We start from the raw sequence: 23,305 nt of genomic DNA, 5'->3' as shown, positions 1-23,305 counted from the left end.
CCGACGGTGCGCCCGCGCGGCCTATAATGGGCTGCGTCCACCGAGCGCCCGGCGGACCAGATCAGGGAAAGGACCCCGCGCCTCATGACCGCCATCGGCAACGATACGCTCGGCACGCGTGACTCGCTCACCGTCTCCGGCAAGACCTACAGCTTCTACTCGCTCCCCAAGGCGGCGGCGAAGCTCGGCGACATCAGCCGCCTGCCCTTCTCGATGAAGGTGCTGCTGGAGAACATGCTCCGCTTCGACGACGGCGTGACCGTCACGCCCGAGGATGCCCAGGCGATCGTCGACTGGCAGCAGAACCCCAAGGCGCCCAGCCGCGAGATCCAGTATCGCCCCGCGCGCGTGCTGATGCAGGATTTCACCGGCGTGCCCTGCGTGGTCGACCTCGCCGCGATGCGCGATGCGATCACCAAGCTCGGCGGCGACGCGGCCAAGATCAACCCGCTGGTGCCGGTGCACCTCGTGATCGACCACTCGGTGATGGTCGACGAGTTCGGCACGCCGCAGGCGTTCGACGACAACGTCAAGCTCGAGTACGAGCGCAACGCCGAGCGCTATGAGTTCCTCAAGTGGGGCTCCAAGGCGCTCAACAACTTCTCGGTCGTCCCGCCGGGCACCGGCATCTGCCACCAGGTCAACCTGGAATATATCGCCCAGTCGATCTGGTCCTCGCAGGCGCCCGACGGCGCAACGATCGCCTATCCGGACACGCTGGTCGGCACCGACAGCCACACGACCATGGTCAACGGCCTGGGCGTGCTCGGCTGGGGCGTGGGTGGCATCGAGGCGGAAGCCGCGATGCTCGGCCAGCCGGTGTCGATGCTGATCCCCGAAGTCGTCGGCTTCAAGCTCACCGGCAAGTTGGCCGAGGGCATCACCGCGACCGACCTGGTGCTCACCGTCACCCAGATGCTGCGCGCCAAGGGCGTCGTCGGCCGCTTCGTCGAGTTCTACGGCCCCGGCCTGCACGCGATGACGCTCGCCGATCGCGCGACCATCGCCAACATGGCGCCGGAATATGGCGCGACCTGCGGCTTCTTCCCGATCGACGACAAGACCCTCGATTACATGCGCCTCACCGGCCGCAGCGAAGAGAATGTCGCGCTGGTCGAAGCCTATGCCAAGGCGCAGGGCATGTGGCACGGCGAGGACGCAGTGGAGCCGATCTTCACCGACACGCTCGAGCTCGACATGTCGACGGTGCGTCCGTCGCTCGCCGGCCCCAAGCGCCCGCAGGACCGCGTCAGCCTCGACAGCGTCGACGAAGTGTTCAACGGCGACCTGACCAAGGTGTACAAGAAGGAGCAGCCCGCGCGCGTGAGCGTCGAGGGTCGCGACCATGACATCGGCGACGGCGACGTGGTGATCGCCGCGATCACCAGCTGCACCAACACCTCGAACCCATCGGTGCTGATCGCCGCCGGCCTCGTCGCCCGCAAGGCGCGCGCGCTGGGCCTCACCCGCAAGCCGTGGGTGAAGACCTCGCTGGCGCCGGGCTCGCAGGTGGTCACCGATTACCTCAACAAGGCCGGCCTCACCGAGGATCTCGACGCGATCGGCTTCAACCTGGTCGGCTATGGCTGCACCACCTGCATCGGCAATTCGGGTCCGCTCGCCGAGCCGATCTCGGCGGCGATCAACGGCAACGACATCGTCGCCGCCTCGGTGCTGTCGGGCAACCGCAACTTCGAGGGCCGCGTCTCGCCGGACGTCCGCGCCAACTTCCTCGCCTCGCCGCCGCTCGTCGTCGCCTATGCGCTGAAGGGCACGGTGACCGAGGACATGTACGAGACGCCGATCGGCCAGGGCACCAACGGCCCGGTCTTCCTCAAGGACATCTGGCCCTCGAACGAGGAAATCCAGGGCCTGATCACGGCCAACATCGACGACGAGATGTTCCGCTCGCGCTACGGCAACGTCTATCTGGGCGACAGCCACTGGCAGGGCATCAGCGTCACCGTGTCGGACACGTATAGCTGGCCGACCGGCTCGACCTACATCCACAACCCGCCCTACTTCGAGGGCATGTCGATGACCCCGGCGCCGGTGCAGGACATCGTCGACGCCAAGCCGCTGGCGATCCTGGGCGATTCGATCACCACCGATCACATCTCGCCCGCCGGCAGCATCAAGGCGGACAGCCCCGCGGGCGTGTTCCTGCAGGAGCACCAGGTCGCCAAGAAGGACTTCAACAGCTACGGCGCGCGCCGCGGCAACGATGAAGTCATGGTCCGCGGCACCTTCGCCAACATCCGCATCAAGAACGAGATGGTGCCGGGCGTCGAAGGCGGCATGACCAAATATGCCGGCGAAGTGATGCCGATCTACGACGCCGCGATGCGCCACAAGGCCGACGGCACCGCGCTCGTCATCGTCGCGGGCAAGGAGTACGGCACCGGCTCGTCGCGCGACTGGGCGGCGAAGGGCACCAACCTGCTCGGCGTGCGCGCGGTGATCACCGAGAGCTTCGAGCGCATCCACCGCTCGAACCTGGTCGGCATGGGCGTGCTGCCGCTGCAGTTCGCCGAGGGCGTGACCCGCGAGACGCTGAAGCTGGACGGCTCGGAAACCTTCACCATCACCGGCGTCGCGGGTCTCCGCCCGCGCCAGGACGTGGAAGTGAAGCTTACCCGCGCCGACGGGTCGTCGGAAACCTTCCTTACCCGTTGCCGGATCGATACCGTCAACGAACTGGAATATTTCCTCAACGGCGGCATCCTCCACTACGTGCTGCGCAAGCTCGCGGCCTGACCCGTTCCGGAAACAAGGAAGCCGGCGCCTTCGAAAGGAGGCGCCGGTTTTTTTATGCCTGAAAGTCGCGCTAACGTACGGTGCTGCAACGCAAAGGAATGGGTGCTGCAGCGCGATGGGCGTCGACGACACACTATTTCAAAATTTTGCTTTTTCGTGACATTTGAAGCTTGACCGCCTCCCCCCGGCTCGGTCACCCTGGTTAACAATCGGTTACTCCGGATTCTGGGGAGCACCGAGGAATCATCGCTCAGGACTTAAAGGGGGTCTGGATGAAGAAGATGGTACAGTCGCTGCTGGCGACCACGGCGGCGCTCGGCCTTGCGATCACGGCGGCGGCGCCGGCTTCGGCCAAACCGACGATCACGCTCAACGACATCGGCGGCGTGAAGGGCAGCAAGGCGGAACTCGGCTTCAAGATTGCCGCCAGCTATTGGGAAAGCGTTCTCACCAACGACGTCTCGCTGACCTTCAATGTCGGCTTCGCGCCGCTGGGCCCGAACATCCTCGGCGGCACGCGTTCCGCGCTCGCCACCTATGTGCCGATCGGCGCCTATTATAACGCGCTGGCTGCGACCGGCACGTCGGCGCTGGACGCCGTTGCGCTCGCGCATCTCGCGCCGCTCAGCGCCAAGGGCAGCGTCACCGCGATCGTGCCGGCCTACGCCAATCCGCTGACCAAGGACGGTATTGCGGCAAACGGCGTCCGCCTCGCGCCGGACGGCACCAACCTGAGCAGCACGATGGCGCTCAGCTCCGCCAACCTCAAGGCGCTCGGTGGCCAGGGTGCGGCGGTGGACGCACAGATCCAGTTCTCCAGCACCTATGCCTTTGACTTCGATCCGACCAACGGCATCCAGAAGGGCACGGTCGACTTCATCGGCGTGGCGATCCACGAGATGGGCCATGCGCTCGGCTTCCTGAGCGGCGCGGACGATTTCGACTATTCGGTCGGCTCCGGCTTCAAGACCAACGGCGACTGGTGGGCCTATGCCGCCGACATGTTCCGCTACAGCGGCGACGGTTCGCTGAACTGGGCCTTCAACCAGCCGTCCTATTTCTCGATCGATGGCGGCGCGACGCCGTTCCAGGGCGACGCCTATTTCTCGACCGGCGAGAATTACGGTGACGGCTGGCAGGCCTCGCACTGGAAGGCCAACAACACCTGCAGCAACTTCGTGGGCGTGATGAACCCCTATACCTGCGGCGGGCTCATGGACGAGGTGACGGCGGCCGACCTCGCACTGTTCGACGCGATCGGCTGGAACACCAAGATCGATGTGCTCGCCAATGGCGGGTACAAGGCCACGACCGCCGATGTGTTCAAGGCCTGGGTTGCGGCCGGCAATGCCGTGCCGGAGCCGGAAAGCTGGACGATGCTGATCCTGGGCTTCGGCGCGATCGGTGGCGCGATGCGCTATCGCAACCGCAAGACGCAGGTCCGGTTCGCCTGATCGATCGCCTTATGGCGCAGAAACGCGGCCCCGCTCCGATCCGGAGCGGGGCCGTTTTCGTATCAGCTGTCGCCGATGCCCAGCAGCTCGATCTTGAACAGCAGCGTGGCGCCGCCCGGAATGGGGCCCTTGCCGCGAAAGCCATAGCCGAGCTCGGCAGGTACCGCGATCTCGACGGTGTCGCCGACGCCCATCAGCGGCACCGCGATCTGCCAGGCGCGGATCAGCCGATCGAGAGGGAAGCGCGCGGGCGGACCGCCATAGGAGCTGTCGAATTCGCTCCCGTCGACGAAGGTGCCGGCATAATGCAGCGTCACCATATCGCTGACTGCGGGATGCCGGCCGGAACCGTCGCCCTTCACCCGCCGCCAGCGCAACCCGCCCTCCAGCACGCGCCAGCCCTGGGCGGAACTGCGGCTGGCCAGCGCGAGCGACTGGGCGCTCAGCCAGCGCAGATCCTGCGATCGATCGATCGGGGCTTCCTGCGCCAGCGCCGGTGGTGCGGCGGCGAGCAGTGCCGCCGCGGCGAGAAGATGCCGCGCCATCAGCGAAGCGCCCGGCCGGCGACGGCGTCGAGCTTTGCCAGCAGTTCCGGATCGCGCGCGGCCGGGGCGGTGATCAGCGCCATGTCGAGGCAGGTATCGATCGGGCTCGGCGTGCGTTCGGCGGGGAGGTTGCGGAGCAGGTGCATTACCATCTTGCGGGCCTTTTCGGCGTTGTTCGAGAGCTGGGCGATCACTTGCGCCACGTCGACTGCCTCCTCGCCTTCGCGCCAGCAGTCATAATCGGTGACCATGCCGACCAGGGCATAGGGAAGCTCGGCCTCGCGGGCGAGCTTGGCCTCCGGCATCGCCGTCATGCCGATGATGTCGCAGCCCCAGCTGCGATAGAGGTTGCTCTCGGCGCGGGTTGAGAATTGTGGCCCTTCCATCGCGAGATAGGTGCCGCCGACATGCGTCACGGCGCCCGCCGCCCGTGCGGCGTCGGCTGCCAGCGAGGAAAGGCGCGGGCATACCGGATCCGCCATCGACACATGCGCGACCATGCCGGTGCCGAAGAAGCTGGGCGTGCGGCCCTTGGTGCGATCGATGAACTGGTCGGCGATGGTGAAGGTGCCCGGCGCACGCTCCTCGGCCAGCGAGCCGACCGAGGATACGGCGAGCACGTCGGTGACGCCGAGGCGCTTCAACACGTCGATATTGGCGCGGACGTTGAGGTCCGAGGGGCTGATGCGGTGGCCCCGACCGTGGCGCGGCAGGAACGCCACCTTCACATGGCCGACATGGCCGACGAAACAGGCATCCGACGCCTGGCCCCATGGGCTCGCCACGTCCACCCATTGGCCGCCCTCAATGCCTTCGACATCGTACAGGCCCGAACCGCCGATGATTCCGATCGTCCAACCGCTCATGCGTCACCCTTTGCTGCGTTGCGGCGGGCATAGGCGAAATAGACGACGAGACCCAAGAGGTTCCAGCAGCCGAACCAGAGTTGCGTTTTGGTCGGCAAGCTGACGAAGAGGTAGAGACAGCCGAAGATCGCGCCAAGGCCCACCACCCAGGCGCCGGGGGTGCGGAACGGGCGGGCGAGGTCCGGCGCGCGGCGGCGCAGTACCAGCAGGCAGAGGCCGACCGCGGCAAAGGCGGTCAGCGTTCCGGCATTGGCGAGGGCGGCGATCTCGTCGATCGGCAGGAAGGCGGCGAAGAAGCTGACGATGGCCGCGGTGAACACCGTGATCCGCACCGGCGAACCGCGGCGCGAGACCTTGGCGAGGCTCTTGGGCAGCAGCCCGTCGCGGGCCATCACGAAGAAGATGCGACTCTGGCCGAAAAGGAAGCCGAGAATCACGGTGGGGAGCGCAACGACGGCGCTCAGCGCGAGGAATTTGGCGACGCCGGGCTGGCCGATCTCGCGCAGGATCAGCGCCAGCGGTTCGGGGCTGGCGGCGAAGCGGGTGTAATGGAGTGCGCCAACGGCGGCGAGTGCGACGATCATGTAGATGGCGACGCACACCACCATCGATCCGACGATGCCGATCGCCAGGTCGCGGCCGGGATTCTTGGCTTCTTCGGCGGCGGTGGAGATCGCGTCGAAGCCGTAAAAGGCGAAGAAGATGATCGCTGCCGCCGCCATCATGCCCCGTTCGGCGCCATCGCTGGACTGCTTGAAATAGCCGAAAGGGGCGAAGGGATCAAAATTGGCAGCATCGAAATGCGGCATCGCGACGGCGACGAACACCGCCAGCGCTATGAGCTTGACGACCACTAGGATCGCATTGAACGTCGCGCTTTCCTTCGTGCCGAGGATCAGCAACCCGGCGACCAGCCATACGACGAACAGTGCCGGCACGTTGACGCCCCAGGCAGCGACATGCCCCGCGGTCATCTGGGGACCATGGGTCAGCTCGGCCGGCACGCCCAGGCCAAGAAGAAACGGTGTGGCATAGCCCGACCAGCCGACCGCGACGGTGGCGACGACCAGCGTATATTCGGCGAGCAGGCTCCAGCCGACCACCCATGCGACGACCTCGCCCAGCGCGACATAGCTGTAGGTATAGGCGCTGCCCGAGGTCGGGATGCTCGTCGCGAGTTCGGCATAGGCGAGCGCGGCGCAGGCGCAGATCGCACCCGCCACGACGAACGAGAGAATCACGGCAGGCCCGGCGCGGTCGGCGCCGACGCCGATCAGGGTGAGGATGCCGGTCCCGACGATCGCGCCGACCCCCAGCGCCACCAGATGATACCAGCCGAGCGTACGCGCCAGACGGTGCGCGTGCGGCTGGTCCTCCGCGGCAATGATGGGTTTCAGACGGAACAGACTGGCCATGGATCCTCCCCTTTGTTCTAGGCCCGCCGGTGATAGCGGGCCCGGGGAAGGGGGCAAGGTCCCGCGGCAGCCGCTTATTGCTGCTGGTTGCAGCTCGTCAGCTTCGCCGCCTCGGACGATTTGGCGACGGCATCGCCTTCCTTCACCTGGTACAGCTGCGGCCAGCGCTTGCCTGTGACGAACAGGCGCTTCGTCGATGCGTCATAGGCGATACCGTTGGCGACATTGTCGGTGCCGCGATCCTTCGGGCCAAGGTCGCTCACGTCGAGGAAGCCGGTGACCTTGCCGCTGGCGGGATCGATCTTGGCGATCAGGTTGGTCTGCCAGATATTGGCGTAGATCTGCCCGTCGACCCATTCGAGCTCATTCAGATTGGCGACGGGGCAGCCATTGGCGGTTACGCGCAGCGTGGAGGTGACCTGCATCGAGTTCGGATCGAGGAAGCGCAGCACCGGGGTGCCGTCGCTCATGATGATCGCCTTGTCGTTGCGCGTCAGGCTCCAGCCCTCGCCGGTGTAGGAAAAGGTGCCGCGCGGTTCGAACTTGTCGAGGCCGTAGATGAAGCCGGTCTTGTCCTGCCAGGTGAGCTGATAGAGCTTGTCGCCCCACGCCACGATGCCTTCGCCGAAATAGGGTGCCGGAAGCGAGGTTTCCTGCTCCACCTTGCCACTGGCGGGATCGACCTTGCGGATGACGGACTCGCCGATCTGGCCCGTGCTTTCGTACATCGCGCCGTGATCGAAAAAGAGACCTTCGGTGAACGAGCCGGTATCGTGCGGCAGCGTCGCGACGGCGACGGCGCGGACCACGGGAATGCCGCTCGGCTTGATCCGGGTGAAGGCGAAGGCGGCGCCTCCGACCAGCACGACCGCGGCCAAGACCACCAACAGGATGCGCTTCATCGGGAACCCTTCTCTTGCACGTCGGCGGCACCAAGCCGAAGCGAGGCCCTCGTGTAAACCCCTAGCGCGCCAGATCGCGCCGGACATAGACGAGCAGATGGCTCTCCTCGCGCGGCGCGTTCAGCGCCAGGCGATAGTCGCGGGCGAGCAGCGGCGCCATCACGGCCAGGCTGTGGGGGTTCCACGGGGCCAGCGGCGGGGCCATCGTCACCACCACCGGCGGGCGGGTTGCCATGATGCGACGGACCTCGGCGGCTTCGTCGATCCCGGTCGCGCCTTGCTCTGCCTCGTAGGCGAGCGTCGAGGGAAAGGCATAGGCGGTCGGTACGCATGCATGCGCAAGCAGGTAGAGGACCGAGTCGCCGGCAAAGACATAGGGACAGCCCTGGCCGACATGGCCGGCATGGGCGGCTAGGATGCGGGTGGCGGCGCGCGCGGTGGCGCGATCATCGGGCTCGATGTTCCCGTGGACGATGAAAAGAAGCGCAGCGGCCAGCGCACTCGCCGCCAATGTCTGCCGCGAACGGCCCAGCGCCGGCGCGGCGACGATGGCGAACGGTACCAACAGGGGGAGGGCATAGTGGTCGAAGAAGGCGCCAATCATCGCGAAGCCGATCAGCGCCGCGGCCAGCCAGCCGAACGCAACCCGAAGTTCCGCACGGCGCTCGCGGGGGTGCCATCGCCAACTGAGCGCGGCGCAGACCAGGAAGGGCGAGAGCTGCGCCGTCGTCCCGGCGAGCCGTCCGGCAATCTTCGCAGCGGGATAGCCGCGGCGCAGCGCGACGGACGCGAAGTTGGAGAACCAGAAGCTGGCGAACGCTGCCGGTCCCTGCGCGTGGTACCAGGCGATCGCGGCAAGCGTGGGGGTGAGCCCAAGCAGCGCCCACAGCAGGGCTGCACCGGCGAGTTGCGGAGTCTTGGTCTCGGCGCGTTGTAGATACCAGAGGTGCGCCAAGCCGAAGAAGGCTCCTTCGACGACGGGCGTGTATTTCGTCTGGATCGCCAGCCCCGCAAGCAGGCAGGCTGCGGCGCCCTGCAGTACGATCGCCCGGCCGTTGCGTGCTGCTGCCAGGGCAGGCAGGCGCAGCGTCAGCCAGCCGGCCGCTGCCATGAACAGATTGTAGAAGACCGGCGACTGACCGCCGCGCCCGCTGAGATAGCCGAGCCAGAGCAGATAGGCGCATCCGCCCGCAATCACCCCGATCCGGCTCGCCCCCAGCCGCCGCGCCGAGAGCGCGATCAGCCCGGCGGTAAGCGCGGCGAAAAGGGTGGCGCTGAGCTGATAGGCAAGGATGCCGTCGCCCGGCAGCAGCCGCATGCCTGCGAACAGCAAAAACAGCCCGAGCGGCTTGCGATCCCAGAAATCGACATAGGGCAGCGCGCCGTGCAGCATGCGGTCACCGACGAGGAGATAATATTGCTCGTCGACATGGATGACGGGGTTACCGAAATCATGTGCTCGCAGCGCGATCGCCACCAGCACGAACAGCAGCAGGGCGCAGGCCATCCGGTGCCACGCGCCACCCTCGCGCGGCGGAAGTGCAGATGTCGAACGATCCACGGGGCCGGCCGGATAATCGCAGTCGCGCTCGGAGTCTTGTGCGATATTTTTGCGGCCGCAGGTGCGGAAGATGGCGAGCGTGTCGTCGTGCTGCTGCATTTTAACCGGAACGAAATTTTTCCGTGCGGGGCGTGTGGATCGGTGCCGCAGACATCGTCTTTCGATCGGGTGGGGAGGAACTGGCCAGACCAGGCACCAGGCCGCGGCAAGCATTTGTCCGCCCCTGATTCTGGTGGCGGTGTTCTGCGCCCATTCGACTCGATGGGATGCATGCGGCAATGTTTCTGGATCTTGCGAAGGACCCGTTTGAAGGCCAGCCCCAAGGGAGCGATCGCGCCTGGACGGTGCTGATCCCGTTCTTCAACGAGCGTGACTATCTCCACGCGACGATCCGGAGCCTCGCCGCGCAGACCAGGCCCTTCACGCTGGTGCTGGTCGACAACGGCTCCACCGACGATAGCGCAGCCGTAGCGGAAGCCGCCTGCCGCGCCCATAAGCTGGACTATATGCTGATCACCGAGCGCGTGCCGGGCAAGGTCGCGGCACTGCGCGCCGGGCTCGCCTGGGTGCGAACGCGGTGGGTCGCAACCTGCGACGCCGATACCGTCTACCCGCCGCATTATCTGGACGCCGCGGAAGCGATCCTGTCGCGCCCGGGCCATGTCGTCGCCGGGGCCTATTTCGTCGCGCCGGAGATCAGCGACCCGGCGCGGGTAACGGAGGCTGCGCGCTTCCTCGCCGCGGCGCGGTTGCTGCCCGGGCAGTGCCATGCGGGTGGCGCGGGCCAGGCCTTTTGCACGCGCGCACTCCGCGCAGCGGGCGGCTTCGACGCCGCGCGCTGGAATTTCGTGCTTGAGGATCACGAGGTGATTCATCGCGTGATGCGCAAGGGTCGAATGGGCTATTCGGCAGAGCTCTGGTGCACGCCCTCGCTGCGCGAACGCGATCGGGATTCGATCCGCTGGACGCTGTTCGAGCGCCTGCTCTACTCGGCGGCCGCGCCGATCGCCGGCGACTGGTTCTTCTACACCTACCTGGCACGCCGTCTGCAACGCCGCCGGTTGCTGAGCAACCGCATCCGCGAGCGCCAATATCAGCATATCGAAGGACCTGTGCTTGTCCCGTCTCATCCTCTGCTCTGACGACTTCGCCTATTCGCCGGCGATCAGCGCCGCGATCGTATCGCTGGCCCAGGCGGGGAAGATCAACGCCGTCAGCTGCATGACGGTGATGCCTGGCTGGATGGAGGATGCGCGGATGCTGGCGGACGTGCCGGCGCATGTGGAGATCGGCCTGCATCTGACGCTCACCGGCGAGACGCCGCGCACCGCGATGCCGCGCTTCGCGCCCGACGGTCGCATGCCGGAGATTGATCCGCTGACTCGCGCCGCCGGCCGCTGGAGCGTGCCGCTGGACGAGATCGCCATGGAAATCTCGGCACAGTTCGATGCCTTTTTCGCCGCGCTTCGTCGCCCGCCCGCTTTCGTGGACGGACATCAGCATGCTCACGCCCTGCCTGGCATCCGCGATTTGGTGCTGGCGGAAACGCTGGGCCGCGCGCCTAATGCCTGGGTGCGCGACTGCACCGACGATGCTGCGGCGATGCTGCTGCGGCCTTTTGCCGGCAAGGCGATCGGAAGTGCGTGGCACAGCCGGGGCATGCGCCGATCTGCCGCACAGCTTGGCTTGCGGACCAATCAGGGCTTTGCCGGCCATTATGATTTCCGCCGCGACTATGCGACGTTGTTTCCGCGCTTCCTGCGCCAGCCGGGGCATATGCATCTGGTGATGTGCCACCCCGGCGCTGGCGAGCGTGCGGGAGATACCATCGCATCGGCGCGAATTCGCGAAGCCAAGGCCTTGCACCGCTTGCCGATCGCCGACATGGCTGCTGCCGAGGGGCTGGCGTTTCCCGCCTGACCACTCAGGGAAACGGAACCTGGTGCGTGAAGACGGGCTGAAGGCAGTATTTTTGGCGCAACGGCCGATGCTGTTGCGGCTGCTCCTCGCTCGGCTGGGCAATCGGGAAGATGCCGAAGACGCGCTGCAGGACATGTGGCTGCGGATCGACCAGCTGGCGGCGCAACCGATCGCGCAACCGGCAGCGTTCCTCTATCGCATCGCCGCCAACCTTGCCACCGATCGCCGCATCGCTGCAGGCCGGCGCGGCAATCGCGACGCTGGCTGGATGGAGACGCAGCCCGGTGCCGAGGAAGTGCCTGATGCCGAGCGTACGCTGGTCGCCCGCAGCGAATGGCAGGCGGTGGAAGAGGCGATCGCCGAGATGCCCGAGCGAATGGCAACGGCCCTGCGCCTGTTCCGCCTCGAGGAACGGCCGCAGCGCGCGATTGCCGAGCAACTGGGTATCAGCGTGAGCGGCGTCGAGAAATTGCTGCAACGTGCCTATAAGAAAATTCAGGACCGTCTCGACTCCGGCAGTGCGGATTCCGTCCTGTCGCGTCGTCTCGATCATGAAAGGGGTTCCGACCTTGCAGGTTGAAACGACAGACGCGACCGAAAGGGCGATCGCTTGGCAGCTCCGGCTGGCGGAAGCGGACGAGGCCTGCTGGGCTGCGTTCATCGCCTGGCTGGAGGAAAGCCCCGCCCATGCAGACGCCTATGATCGGGTCGCGGCGGCGGACCGGTTGATCGTCGCCGCGCGCTTCCCGGAACCGCTTCCAGAGGCCGGCAACGACAATCTCCCCGCGCCGCGCCGCTGGCTCTGGTGGGGCGGCGGCGTCGCGGCGGCGGCCGCAGTGGCGCTGGCGATCGTGCCGACCGTCCAGCCGCGGGCGCAGACCTATCAGGTCGCGACGCGCGACGGTCAACGCCAGACGATCGCACTGGACGACGGCACCCGCATCGAACTGAGCGGTGGCACCCGGCTGACGCTGGATCGTGCCAACCCGCGGGTCGCGACGCTCGATCGCGGCGAGGCATTGTTCCAGGTGCGGCACGATGCTGCGGCGCCGTTCACGCTGAAGGTGGGCGGCGTTGCGGTGCAGGATCTCGGCACCGTGTTCAATGTGAGCCATGTCGCCGGGTACATGACCGTCGCGGTGTCTGAAGGTTCCGTGGCGTTCCAGGCCGGCGGCGCGGCGACGACGCTGCACCCGGGCGATGCGCTTTCCGCGCGGGACGACGGCACCGGCCTGGCGCGCACCCGCGTCGCAACCGATCTGATCGGCGGCTGGCGCAGCGGACGTCTGAGCTTTGCAGGGCAACCCTTGGGTGAGGTTGCAGGGTCGCTGAAACGGCTTTACGGCACCGAAATCGCTCTGCGGGGCACGCTCTCGGAAAGGCCGTTCACGGGTGTCGTTCATTTCTCGGGCATCGCCGACCGCGATGTGCCGCGCTTGGCCGAATTGATCGGCGCGACGTGGCGCCGTGACGGCGATCAGTGGATTCTGGAACCGCAGGGGGCTCGCGCCCCTTAGCCTCGCGCCCCTTAGCCTCGCGCTCCTGTTGGGAGCAGCGGCCCCGCCTGCTCTGGCCCAGCGCAGCACGATCACGCTTCCCCCGTCCACCCTGGACGTCGCGATCGGACAGTTGGCGCGGCTAACCGGGGTAGACATCGTCAGCACCGATAGCGGGTTGCGAGCAGTCCCGACCTCCGCTGTGCGCGGCGCGGGCAGCGTGGAAGCGGCGCTGCGGCAGTTGCTCCGGGGTACGGGCTACCGGGCGCGCGCGCTTCGCGGCGGTGGATACCGGATCGAGCGTGCACCGATGCGCCGTACCCCGCCAGCGGCTGCACCGACAGTGCAGCCCGTCGATCCATCGGCGCCGGTGCATGGGCCCGATATCATCGTCACTGCCAGCAAGCAGCGCGTTCTGCTGCTGCGCTACCCGGGCAGCCTCACCCAGGTGGCCGATGCGACCAGCCTGCCTGCCACCGCGACGGGTACGCTCAGCGATGCTGCACACCAGGTGCCGATCCTGCAGAGCACCCAGCTGGGCGCGGGGCGCAATAAAGTGTTCATCCGCGGTATCGCGGACAGCAGTTTCAACGGCAGCACCCAGGCGCCGACCAGCGTCTATCTCGACGACGTGCAGCTAAATTATTCCGGTCCCGAGCCCGGCCTCCGGCTGTATGACATGGCGAGCGTGGAAGTGCTCGAGGGACCGCAGGGAACGCTCTACGGATCGGGCGCGATCGGCGGCGTGATCCGCCTGACGTCGAATCCGGTGCAACTGGACCGGGTCACTACCGCCGCTACCGCGGGCGTCACCTCTACCGGAGGGGCCGAGCCGGGGTACGACCTGGCCGGCATGCTCAACCTGCCGCTGATCCGCGACGCGGCGGGGCTCCGGCTGGTCGGCTATCATCTGCGCGAAGGCGGGTATATCCGCGACACGGATCGCAAGCTACAGGACGTCAACCGCAGCAACACCAGCGGCCTCCGAGCCGCGCTGCGGATCGTGCCGGGCGATGGGTGGCAGGTGGAGGCGAGCGGCGCGGGACAATGGATCGACGCTGCCGATGGCCAATATGCCGAGCGGATCGAGAGTACGCTCGCGCGGCGCACGCTGGTCGCGCAGCCGTTCGACAACGCGCTGCTGTTCGGTCGGGTGGTCGTCAGCAAGGACTGGGACAGCGGCCTGCGCTTCGTCTCCGCCAGCGGGATCACCGAGTACGATACGCGCGAGACCTTCGATGCGACCACCCGCAATGCCCGCGGAACGGTGACCGGCCCGCGGACACTGTATCGCGCGAACCACGACAAGGCGCTGCTCAGCCAGGAGGCGCGGCTATCGCGCTCGCTGCCGAACGGCAGCAGTTGGGTCGCGGGTTTCACGCTCGTCAGCGACCGAGACGTGCTGACCCGCACGGTGACGCAGGCGGGGCGCGACGCAAGCATCGTCGGTGTTACCAACGTGACCAATGCGGGGTCCGCCTTCGGCGAGGCGACGCTGGCGCTGACGCCGCGCATTTCAATTACCGCCGGCGCCCGCTACTCCGTCGCGCGAACCGATGGCGATCCATCCGCCCAGGCGCGGCCCTCAAGCTTCGTGAAGGGGCGACTGACGCGGCGCCTCGATCCGACCGTTGCCGCCTCCTGGCGTCTCGCGGCGGATCTCGCGCTGTTCGCCCGCTTCCAGACAGGCTACCGCACCGGTGGTCTCGCGGTGGCGCCGGGGGTCGGTCGCATCGCCGACTACAAGCCGGATGCGATCACCGTGGCGGAAGCGGGGCTGCGCAAGTTGCGGCGCGGCGAGACCGGCCTGGCCGCGTCGGGCAGCATCTCCGCCGCCTGGTGGGAGAATGTGCAGGCAGACCTGATCACCCAGCGTGGCCAGCCCTACACGGCCAATATCGGCGATGCGAAGATCCTGGCGGTGGAAGGTACTCTCGACTGGGTGCCGGTGCGGGGGCTGCGGGCGCAGGCCTCGTTCCTGTTCACCGACAATCATGTCGAAGGGCCGATCGCCAACCTGTCGAAGCGGAACAATAGGCGGTTGCCGGAGACGCCGCCTTTCGCTGCCCATGCCGCGCTGTCCTATGGCTGGGAGGGACTGCCCAGCCAGCCGCGGATCGGCGTCGCGACCGACTATACGGGCCGATCGGTGCTGGGAACCGGTGACTTTCTCGACGTGAGCCAGGGCCGCTACTGGACCGCCGATGCCTTTGGGACGATCCGGCTGGGCAAGGCGACGCTGAGCGTCACGCTGAACAATCTCACCGATCGCCGGGCCAACCAGTTCGCCTTCGGCAATCCCTTCAGCCTGAGCCTGCGCGACCAGTTGACGCCGCTGCGGCCCCGCAACGTGCGGATCGGAATCACGACGGGCTGGTGACATCCGCCTCCGCCGGCGCGAGCGGAAAGCGGAGCGATATGCAGGTGCCTTCGCCCGACCGGCTCTGCACTACCAGCCGGCCCTTGTGCACGTCCATGATCCGGCGGACGATCGACAGGCCGAGACCGGCGCCATCGGAGCGCTGGTGATCGGCGCGCCAATAGCGTTCGGTGGCGTCTTGCGGGTTGGAGGCCGCGATGCCGGGACCGTCGTCACGGACCAGCAGGACGCCGTCCGGGGCGACCAGTATCTCGATCGCGGTGCCGGCGGGCGTGTGGCGACTGGCGTTGGTGATCAGGTTGGCCAGCGCGAGCCCGGCGAGCACGGGGTTTCCGCGCACCAGCACGGGTGCGTCCGGTGCGTCCAGCGCGATCGTGTCGCCCGCCGCGAAGATCTGGGGCGCGTGCAGGCCGATCGTTTCCTGGGCGAGCCGCCCGGCGTCGAACGTCTCGAAACGGTCTTCCGCCATCACCTCCAGCGTGGCGAGATCCTGCACCTGGGCGACAACGTGGCTCAGCCGGTCCACCGAGCTGCGCAGACGGGCGCGGAGCGCCGGGTCTTCCACGGCCTCCAGCTCGACGCGGTGTACGGTCAGCGGGGTGCGCAGCTCGTGCGCTACATTCGCCACGAACTCGGACTGGTTGCGGAAGCTCGCCTGAAGGCGTGCCAGCAGATCGTTGGTGGCATGGGCGAGCGGCGCCACCTCCAGCGGCAGCGCCGCCTCGTCGAGCCGCACGCCCAGATTGTGCGAGCCGATCGCCGCCGCCTGTTGCGAAGCATCCCGTACCGCGAAGAACAGCCGCGCGATCAGCGCGCTGTTGATCAGCGGCAGCAACAGCAGGATCGAGACGAGCACCGGATCGTAGCGGCGGATAAAGCCGTGGACGACATCGTCCAGGATCGCGCCGGGGCCGGTGCGATCCTGCGTCACGATCACCCAGATGCGCTGTGCACCGGCGCGCACCGGCTGGCTGACACCGACAAAGGCGCCGGCCCGGAACGCGACCTGCACACCCTTTCGCGGCGCGCCGCGCCAGGGCACGAGATCGGCATAGGGGCTTTCGGCAAAGGTGCGTCCGACCCCGTCTGTGACGACATAGGCCCGCCCGTCATAGGGAGAGGCATAGAGGTGCGTGAGTACCGGATCGAGGCGCACCCGGGGGCCCTCCGCGCCCGAGGTGACCCCGTGGGCGATGGCCCGGGCCTGCTCGCCAAGGATACGCTGCTCGTACCGGCTGGCTTCGTCGCGCAGGAAGGAGGTGAGCAGCATCGGCAACGCCACGGCGGCAATCGCGATGGCGCCCAGCTCGAGCAGCAGGATTCGGGCGATCAGCGAACGCGGCCAGAACTTCATGAGTCGGCTCTATCGCGGCCGGACGCGGCGGGCCATCACGTGGCGTCGCGCATCATATAGCCCACACCCCGGATCGTTTCGATCCGCAGCGTGGCGCCCGCGGCCTCCAGCTTGCGCCGCAGTCGATAGGCCTGCACTTCCAGCGCGTTCGACCCCACCGGCTCGGTAAGGCCGTAGAGCTGGTCCTCGGCAAGCTGCTTGCTGACCACCTGTCCGAACCGGCGGAGCAGCAGCGCGGCGAACTGCCGTTCCCGCGCCGTGAGGATTACCGGCGCATCCGCCACCATCAGGTCGCCCGAAGCAGTGTCGAAGCGGACATTGCCGAAGCGCAGTTCCGCGCCCGCCAACGCGCCCTGCCGCCGCAGCACGGCGTGGAGTCGCGCGGTGAGCTCGTCAACGTCGAACGGCTTGACGACATAGTCGTCCGCACCCGCATTCAGCCCGGCGATGCGGGCGTCCAGCGCGCTGCGGGCGGAGACGGCGATCACGGGAATGGGGTCGTTCTGCGCCCGAAGGGTGCGGACAAGCGCGAGCCCGTCGCCATCGGGGAGCCCCAAATCGAGCAACAGCGCGGCATAGCGTGCGGCTGCCAGCATCTGCCGGCCGTCGGCGAGATTGGACGCCACGTCGCTCTGCACGCCGCGTCGCTTCAGCGCCTCGGTCAGCGCATCGGCGAGCGGCTGGTCGTCCTCGATCATCAGCACCCGCACGATTTCACTTTCCCGTAAGCTTCCTGTCAGTCGGCTTCAATAATGGCGCGCTGCAGCATCAACCGCAACGCAGGTGTGTCTGCTATATTGCACCCGTTAGGGGATTTTCGTGACTGGACATACGGTAGAAAGCAACACCCTCCCGGAAGCCCGCCGGCTGACGGTACGTTCGCAGGGGGTGCTGGTGGGCGCGATCGTGATCGCCGTGGTGGCGCTGTTGGCGCTGATCCTGATCGTGAAGGCCGCCCTGGCCCCCAAGCCCGTCCCCGATACGCCGGTGCCACCGGGCGCCTTCCGCCCGACGCAGCAGCAGCTGGCGCAGATGCAGTTCGCCACCGTGCAGGGCGGCGCCAATGTCGAGCTGGTGCGCGCCAGCGGCTCGATCCAGGCGGACGGCGACCACAGCACACCGATCGTCCTCCCCTTCTCCGGACAGGTGCTGCAGGTGCTGGTGGAGCCGGGGCAGCGCGTCACGCGCGGCCAGCCGCTGCTCCGCATTGCGTCGCCCGAGCTGATCGATGCGCGCAACACCCTGCTTAGCGCCGGCGCGCAGCGGGCGAGCGCCGCCGAGGCGCTGCGCATCGCCCAGGGCAATCTCGCCCGCCAGAAGGCGATCACCGAGACCGCCGGCGGCGCGATGAAGGACTATCTCCAGGCCCAGGCCGACTTCGTCGCGGCCCAGTCCGCCGCGCGTCAGGCCGACTCGGCCCAACGGGCTGCCCAGGACCGCCTGGCCCTGTTCGGCAAGACCGAAGGCGTCGGCACCTCGGCCTATACCGTGTATCGTGCGCCGGTTTCCGGCATCATCGCCGATCGTAACGTCGCGCCCGGCCAGTTTCTGAGCAGCGGCAATGCGACGCCGGTGATGACGATCACCGATTCCGCCCGCGTCTGGCTGGTCGCCCAGCTCGCCGAGAGCGAGGCGGCGAGCATCCGCGTCGGCGATCAGGTGGTGGTCACCACGCCTGCACTACCCGGCCGCGAATTCACCGCAACGATCGACAATGTCGCCGCAGGCCTGGATCCCACCACGCACCGCCTGCCGGTGCGCGCGACGATCGCCAATCCGGGAGGCGAGTTGAAGCCGCAGATGTTCGCGTCGTTCACGATCCGCCGCCCGGTCGACAACGGCAAGGGCGTGCTCGTGCCCGCCGTCGCCGTGATCCATGAAGGCGACACCACCCGCGTCTGGGTGAAGGCCAAGGACGGGCTGATCTACGGTCGACCGGTCCAGATCGGCGAGACCGATGGCGGGCTCACGCGCGTGCTCAGCGGCCTCGCCCCGGGCGACCGGATCGTCGCCAAGGGCGCGCTGTTCGTCAACGAGGCGGGTCTCGGCGAATGAACCGCCTCGTCGAAATGGCGCTGCGCCAGCGGATGCTGGTGCTCACCCTGCTGATCGGCATGATCGCGGCGGGCGTGCTCGGCTTCCTCAACCTCAACATCGAGGCCTATCCCGATCCGGTGCCGCCGATGGTGGAGCTGGTGACGCAGAGCGACGGCATCTCCGCCGAGGAGATGGAGCGCAACGTCACCACCCCGATCGAAGTGGCGATCGCCGGGCTCCCGCACCTCACCGCGGTGCGCTCGATCTCGCTGTTCGGCCTGTCCGACGTGAAGATCCAGTTCAGCTATGACGTGACGCACGAGCAGGCCCAGCAGATGGTGCTCGGCCGCCTGTCGCAGCTCGGCACCCTGCCCAACAACGCCCAGCCGCTGATCTCGCCGACCAGCCCGATCGGCGAAATCTATCGCTACCGGCTGAGCGGCCCCAGCGGCTATTCGGTGATGGACCTCAAGACCATCCAGGACTGGGTGCTTCAGCGCCGCTTCAAGCGTATCCCCGGCGTGATCGACGTGACCGGCTGGGGCGGCAAGCTGCGCTCCTACGAGGTCCAGCTCGATCGCGACAAGCTGACCGCGCACGGCATCACCGTGCCGCAGGTGCTGGCCGCGATCGGCAAGAGCGATTCGAACGTCGGCGGCCAGACCGTCAATTTCGGCGAGCAGGCGGCGATCGTGCGCGGCGTGGGCCTGATCCAGTCGGTCGACGCGATCAACAACGTGCTGGTCGGCACGGCCGGCACCACGCCGGTGCTGCTGCGCGATGTCGGCCAGGTGAAGATCGCCAACCTGCCGCGCTTGGGCGTGGCAGGCGAGGGCCAGGACGACGACATCGTCATGGGCATCGTGCTGATGCAGCGCGGCGCCCAGTCGCTGCCGACGATCAACCGCGTGAAGGCCGAGATCGAGGAGATCAACACCAGCGGCGTGCTGCCGCCGGGGGTCAAGATCGAGCGCATCTATGATCGCTCGGACCTGATCGGCGTCACCACCAAGACGGTGATGCACAATCTGCTCGAAGGCGTGCTGCTGATCTTCATCCTGCAGTGGCTGTTCCTGGGCGACCTGCGCAGCGCGTTGATCGTGGCGATCACCATCCCGTTCGCGCTGTCGGTCGCGGTGCTGATCCTGGTGATCCAGGGCGAATCGGCGAACCTGCTGTCGCTCGGCGCGCTCGATTTCGGCCTGGTCGTCGATGCGGCGGTGATCATGGTGGAGGCGATCTACCGAAGGCTGGCGGACCGATCGACCGCGATCTCCGAAGGGCGGATCCATGCGACGCCCGCCAACCGCTTCTCGGCGATCCTGCACGCTTCCAGCGACGTCAGCCGCGGCATCTTCTTCGCCGCCGCAATCATCATCGCCAGCTTCCTGCCGCTGTTCACGCTGACCGGCGTGGAGGGCCATATCTTCGGCCCGATGGCCAAGACCTATGCCTATGCCATCGCCGGCGGTCTGCTGGCGGCGTTCACCGTCTCGCCGGTGCTCTCCGCGCTGCTGCTGCCGGACAAGCTGAAGGAAGTGGATACCTGGGTGGTGCGGCAGATCCGCCGCGTGCTGGAGCCCGCAATCGCCTTCGCCATCGCCAATCGCGTGCTGACCTTCGCGCTTGCGGGGCTGCTGGTGTTCGGCTCCTTCGCGACGATTCGCGTGCTAGGCGTCGAGTTCCTGCCGCATCTGGAGGAGGGCAATCTCTACATCCGCGCCAGCCTGCCGGCGTCGATCTCGCTCGAGGCGGGCGAGGATGCGGTGAACGGCATCCGCAAGATCATCGCCAGCTATCCCGAGGTCGATCGCGTCGTCTCGACGCATGGCCGGCCGGATGACGGCACCGATCCCACCGGCTTCTTCAACGCCGAATTCTACACGCCGCTCAAGCCCTTCGACAGCTGGCCGAGCGGGGTGACCAAGGAGAAGCTGACCGCCGAGCTGCAGGCCAGGCTCCAGGCGAAATATCCGGGCGTCGAGTTCGAATTCTCGCAATACATCCAGGATAACGTCGAAGAGGCGTCGTCGGGGGTGAAGAGCTCCAACTCGCTCAAGATCTATGGCAGCGATCTCGAGACGCTCGAATCGATCGCCAACCAGATCAAGGCGCAGATGGCGCAGGTGAAGGGCGTTGCCGACCTCGGCATCTCCGATTCGCTCGGCCAGCCGACGGTGCGCATCGACGTCGATCGCGCCGCCGCCGCCCGGTACGGGCTGACGCCGGACGACATCAATTCCACCGTCGCGGCGGCGGTGGGCGGCCAGTCGAGCGGCGACCTGTACGAGAAGTCGACCGATCGGCACTTCCCGATCGTCGTCCGGCTCGATGCCGCGCAGCGCGACGACATCGAGTCGATCCGCCGCATCCAGATCGGCGCACCGTCCCCGACCGGCAACGGCATCATCCAGGTGCCGCTCTCCGAAGTGGCGACGGTCAAGCTCACCTCGGGCGCGTCGTTCATCTATCGCGAGCACCAGGAACGCTATGTCCCGATCAAGTTCAGCGTCCGCGGACGCGACCTGGGCAGCACGATTGGGGAAGCGCAGGCGCGCATCGCCAAGCATGTCCAGCTGCCGCCGGGCTACCACCTCGAATGGGCGGGCGAGCTCGGCAACCTGACCAACGCCGTCAACCGGCTGGAGGTGGTGGTGCCGATCAGCCTGGTGCTGATCCTGGTGCTGCTGTTCGCGAACTTCGGCTCGATCCGCGACACGCTGCTGGCGTTCAGCGTCATCCCGATGGCGATGGTGGGCGGCGTGCTGGCGCTGGCGCTGACGGGGACGGCGTTCAGCATCTCCGCTGCGATCGGCTTCGTCGCCTTGTTCGGCATCGCGGTGATGGACGGGATTCTGGTGGTCAGCACATTCAACCAGAATGTCAACGAAGACATGGATCACACGACCGCGATGGCGGCGACGGTGAAGCATGCGCTGCGCCCGGTGATCATGACCTGCCTCGCCGCCGCGATCGGCCTGCTGCCCGCGGCGATGTCGACGGGCATCGGCAGCCAGGTGCAGAAGCCGCTGGCGCTGGTGGTGGTGGGCGGCATGACGCTCGCGCCGCTGCTGATCCTGCTGGTGCTGCCGCCGCTGATCCTCAAATTCTCGCGTCACCAGGGGGCGCATGGCCATACCGTCCGTCGCCACCATGTCGACGGCACCCCGACGGAGCAGGCATGATGCGCCGCACTTCGATGATCCCGCTCGCCCTGCTCGCCGGCTGCACGGTGGGCCCGCATGACCTGACCAACAAGGTGCCGACCCCGCCGACGCAGACGCCGGGGCCGCTCGCCCCGGCCAGCGGCGCCGCGCAGCAGCTGGTCGCCGGTGCGGCGGTGGTGCCGAACTGGTGGCAGGGCTTCGGCAGCGCCCGGCTGGATGCGCTGGTCGCGCAGGCGCTGGCGCACAACAACGACCTCGCCGCCGCCGAGGCCAATTTGCGGCAGGCGCAGGAACTGGCCAAGGCCGCCTCGGGCAGCACGGGGCCGCAGGTGGACGCGAACTACCAGGCCCAGCGCACGCGAATCTCCAAGGCGCTGTCCGGTCCGCTCGCCGACCAGAACACCTATCTCTACACGCTCCACACCGCCCAGCTGACCGTCGCCTATCCGCTCGACCTGTTCGGCGCCGGCCGCAACAAGGTCCGGTCGGCGCGCGCGGCGGCCGACGTCGCGGCGCACCGGCTGCATGCGGCACAGGCCACCGCGGTCGCCAATCTGGTGCTCGCCGTGATCCAGCATGCGGCGCTGCAGGCCCAGATCGAAGCGACGCAATCGGCGATCCGGGACAACCGGGATCTGGTCGATCTGCTCGAGAAGCGCCGCAAGCTGGGCGATATCGGCGAGGCGGATGTCGGCGCGCAGCAGACCGCGCTCGCCACGATCGAGGCGACGCTGCCGCCGCTGCTCCGCCAGGCGCAGCACCAGGCGGGGCTGATCGCGATCCTGACCGGCCAGGCACCCGGCACCGCCGGCGACCTGCCGACGCTTGCCGATCTCCGGCTGCCGGCGAGCCTGCCGGTGGCGCTGCCGGCGGACATCGTCGCTGCCCGCCCCGACGTGCGCGCGGCAGAGGCGCAGGTGCGCGGTGCCGCCGCCGATGTCGGTTCGGCGATCGCGGCGCGGCTGCCGTCGATCACGCTCAGCGGCAACGCGGGTGGGTCGGCCACCAAGTTCCTCGACATGTTCCAGAACGGCAACCCGTTCTTCTCGATCGTCGGCGGCATCACCCAGCCGATCTTCCACGCCGGCCAGCTCAAGCACCAGCAGCGTGCGACGGAAGCGGCGCTGGACGAGGCCAAGGCGCAGTATCGCGCCACGGCGCTCCAGGCGTTCCTCGACGTCGACGACGCGATCGCCGGCCTGCGTACCGATGCCGAGGCATTGGACGCCGCCGCGCGCGCCGATGCCGCGGCGAGCCGGACGCTGGCGATGACGCGGCGGCAGGTGGAACTGGGCGCGCTCGGCACGCTCCAGCTGCTCAACGCGGCTTCGGCGGCATCGCAGGCATCGGTGCAGCTGGTTCAGGCAAAAAGCGCTCGGCTGGCGGACAGCGTAGCCTTGTACCTAGCCTCGGGCAGCACGCCGGCGGATCTTCAGTCCGCCGGCCGCTGA

Annotated in this window: 17 protein-coding genes; 10 read left to right on the top strand and 7 right to left on the bottom strand. The window is 67.5% G+C overall.

From position 1 onward, the window contains the following. Window positions 1-84: 84 nt before the first annotated feature. Both acnA and A7X12_RS06730 read left to right on the top strand, forming a co-directional pair. Entirely contained in the window at window positions 85-2,757 is a 2,673-nt protein-coding gene (gene acnA, locus A7X12_RS06735; protein WP_064310874.1) for an aconitate hydratase AcnA, read from the top strand. Between the two features lie 272 nt (window positions 2,758-3,029). Beyond that, entirely contained in the window at window positions 3,030-4,211 is a 1,182-nt protein-coding gene (locus tag A7X12_RS06730; RefSeq protein WP_064310873.1) for an NF038122 family metalloprotease, read from the top strand. 62 nt (window positions 4,212-4,273) lie between these two features. Here the strand turns inward: A7X12_RS06730 and A7X12_RS06725 are convergent, their stop codons facing one another. The 5 genes from A7X12_RS06725 to A7X12_RS06705 form a co-directional block, all read right to left on the bottom strand. Then, window positions 4,274-4,756, bottom strand: a complete 483-nt coding sequence (locus A7X12_RS06725; RefSeq protein ID WP_064310872.1) for an FKBP-type peptidyl-prolyl cis-trans isomerase — start codon at window positions 4,754-4,756, stop codon at window positions 4,274-4,276. Next, window positions 4,756-5,622, bottom strand: a complete 867-nt coding sequence (locus A7X12_RS06720) for an S-methyl-5'-thioadenosine phosphorylase (protein ID WP_064310871.1) — start codon at window positions 5,620-5,622, stop codon at window positions 4,756-4,758. Before A7X12_RS06720 ends, A7X12_RS06725 begins: the two co-directional genes overlap by 1 nt. Then, window positions 5,619-7,037 (bottom strand): amino acid permease, encoded by a 1,419-nt coding sequence (locus A7X12_RS06715; protein WP_064310870.1) that lies wholly within the window; start codon window positions 7,035-7,037, stop codon window positions 5,619-5,621. Before A7X12_RS06715 ends, A7X12_RS06720 begins: the two co-directional genes overlap by 4 nt. Window positions 7,038-7,111: 74 nt before the next feature. Then, window positions 7,112-7,939: a glutaminyl-peptide cyclotransferase gene (locus A7X12_RS06710; RefSeq protein ID WP_064310869.1), complete on the bottom strand. Its 828-nt coding sequence runs from the start codon at window positions 7,937-7,939 to the stop codon at window positions 7,112-7,114. Between the two features lie 61 nt (window positions 7,940-8,000). Next, window positions 8,001-9,599 (bottom strand): ArnT family glycosyltransferase, encoded by a 1,599-nt coding sequence (locus A7X12_RS06705; RefSeq protein ID WP_232318387.1) that lies wholly within the window; start codon window positions 9,597-9,599, stop codon window positions 8,001-8,003. Window positions 9,600-9,778: 179 nt separating this feature from the next. Here A7X12_RS06705 and A7X12_RS06700 point away from each other — a divergent pair, with 179 nt between their 5' ends. From A7X12_RS06700 to A7X12_RS06680, 5 genes are read left to right on the top strand one after another with little or no spacing between them, the layout of a single operon-like run. Beyond that, window positions 9,779-10,642, top strand: a complete 864-nt coding sequence (locus A7X12_RS06700) for a glycosyltransferase (protein WP_084445174.1) — start codon at window positions 9,779-9,781, stop codon at window positions 10,640-10,642. Next, a complete protein-coding gene (locus A7X12_RS06695) occupies window positions 10,617-11,420 on the top strand; it encodes a ChbG/HpnK family deacetylase (protein WP_064310868.1) in 804 nt (267 codons plus the stop codon). The genes A7X12_RS06700 and A7X12_RS06695 overlap by 26 nt, the downstream gene beginning before the upstream one ends. 22 nt (window positions 11,421-11,442) lie before the next feature. Continuing rightward, on the top strand, window positions 11,443-12,000 hold the full coding sequence (locus A7X12_RS06690) for an RNA polymerase sigma factor (protein WP_064310867.1): 558 nt from the start codon (window positions 11,443-11,445) through the stop codon (window positions 11,998-12,000). Further along, window positions 11,990-12,937, top strand: coding sequence for a FecR family protein (locus A7X12_RS06685; protein ID WP_084445172.1), 948 nt, complete (start codon window positions 11,990-11,992; stop codon window positions 12,935-12,937). The genes A7X12_RS06690 and A7X12_RS06685 overlap by 11 nt, the downstream gene beginning before the upstream one ends. A 28-nt stretch (window positions 12,938-12,965) precedes the next feature. Next, window positions 12,966-15,296 carry a TonB-dependent receptor domain-containing protein gene (locus tag A7X12_RS06680; RefSeq protein WP_232318386.1) on the top strand — a complete coding sequence of 777 codons (2,331 nt, stop codon included), beginning with the start codon at window positions 12,966-12,968 and terminating at the stop codon, window positions 15,294-15,296. On the opposite strand, the gene A7X12_RS06675 is transcribed toward A7X12_RS06680, so the two are convergent. Both A7X12_RS06675 and A7X12_RS06670 read right to left on the bottom strand, forming a co-directional pair. Further along, complete coding sequence (locus A7X12_RS06675) at window positions 15,280-16,650, bottom strand: sensor histidine kinase (RefSeq protein ID WP_064310865.1); 1,371 nt, start codon at window positions 16,648-16,650, stop codon at window positions 15,280-15,282. The genes A7X12_RS06680 and A7X12_RS06675 overlap by 17 nt on opposite strands. A 35-nt stretch (window positions 16,651-16,685) precedes the next feature. Further along, a complete protein-coding gene (locus A7X12_RS06670; RefSeq protein ID WP_064310864.1) occupies window positions 16,686-17,360 on the bottom strand; it encodes a response regulator transcription factor in 675 nt (224 codons plus the stop codon). A 109-nt stretch (window positions 17,361-17,469) separates the two neighbouring features. On the opposite strand from A7X12_RS06670, the gene A7X12_RS06665 reads away from it, so the two are divergent. The 3 genes from A7X12_RS06665 to A7X12_RS06655 are packed head-to-tail and all read left to right on the top strand — an operon-like array spanning window position 17,470 to window position 23,305. Then, window positions 17,470-18,705, top strand: coding sequence for an efflux RND transporter periplasmic adaptor subunit (locus tag A7X12_RS06665; RefSeq protein ID WP_064310863.1), 1,236 nt, complete (start codon window positions 17,470-17,472; stop codon window positions 18,703-18,705). Beyond that, on the top strand, window positions 18,702-21,872 hold the full coding sequence (locus A7X12_RS06660) for an efflux RND transporter permease subunit (RefSeq protein WP_064310862.1): 3,171 nt from the start codon (window positions 18,702-18,704) through the stop codon (window positions 21,870-21,872). Before A7X12_RS06665 ends, A7X12_RS06660 begins: the two co-directional genes overlap by 4 nt. Continuing rightward, complete coding sequence (locus tag A7X12_RS06655) at window positions 21,872-23,305, top strand: efflux transporter outer membrane subunit (RefSeq protein ID WP_064310904.1); 1,434 nt, start codon at window positions 21,872-21,874, stop codon at window positions 23,303-23,305. The genes A7X12_RS06660 and A7X12_RS06655 overlap by 1 nt, the downstream gene beginning before the upstream one ends.

The organism is Sphingomonas sp. TDK1 (assembly GCF_001650735.1).
GTDB lineage: Bacteria > Pseudomonadota > Alphaproteobacteria > Sphingomonadales > Sphingomonadaceae > Sphingomonas.
This window is presented reverse-complemented; position numbering and strand designations above follow the sequence as displayed.

What these genes read in the sequence shown, in the direction of transcription:
- acnA (WP_064310874.1), top strand. Translation starts at nt 85, where the DNA reads ATGACCGCCATCGGCAACGATACGCTCGGCACGCGTGACTCGCTCACC.
- A7X12_RS06730 (WP_064310873.1), top strand. Translation starts at nt 3,030, where the DNA reads ATGAAGAAGATGGTACAGTCGCTGCTGGCGACCACGGCGGCGCTCGGC.
- A7X12_RS06725 (WP_064310872.1), bottom strand. Translation starts at nt 4,756, where the DNA reads ATGGCGCGGCATCTTCTCGCCGCGGCGGCACTGCTCGCCGCCGCACCA.
- A7X12_RS06720 (WP_064310871.1), bottom strand. Translation starts at nt 5,622, where the DNA reads ATGAGCGGTTGGACGATCGGAATCATCGGCGGTTCGGGCCTGTACGAT.
- A7X12_RS06715 (WP_064310870.1), bottom strand. Translation starts at nt 7,037, where the DNA reads ATGGCCAGTCTGTTCCGTCTGAAACCCATCATTGCCGCGGAGGACCAG.
- A7X12_RS06710 (WP_064310869.1), bottom strand. Translation starts at nt 7,939, where the DNA reads ATGAAGCGCATCCTGTTGGTGGTCTTGGCCGCGGTCGTGCTGGTCGGA.
- A7X12_RS06705 (WP_232318387.1), bottom strand. Translation starts at nt 9,599, where the DNA reads ATGCAGCAGCACGACGACACGCTCGCCATCTTCCGCACCTGCGGCCGC.
- A7X12_RS06700 (WP_084445174.1), top strand. Translation starts at nt 9,779, where the DNA reads ATGTTTCTGGATCTTGCGAAGGACCCGTTTGAAGGCCAGCCCCAAGGG.
- A7X12_RS06675 (WP_064310865.1), bottom strand. Translation starts at nt 16,650, where the DNA reads ATGAAGTTCTGGCCGCGTTCGCTGATCGCCCGAATCCTGCTGCTCGAG.
- A7X12_RS06660 (WP_064310862.1), top strand. Translation starts at nt 18,702, where the DNA reads ATGAACCGCCTCGTCGAAATGGCGCTGCGCCAGCGGATGCTGGTGCTC.
- A7X12_RS06655 (WP_064310904.1), top strand. Translation starts at nt 21,872, where the DNA reads ATGCGCCGCACTTCGATGATCCCGCTCGCCCTGCTCGCCGGCTGCACG.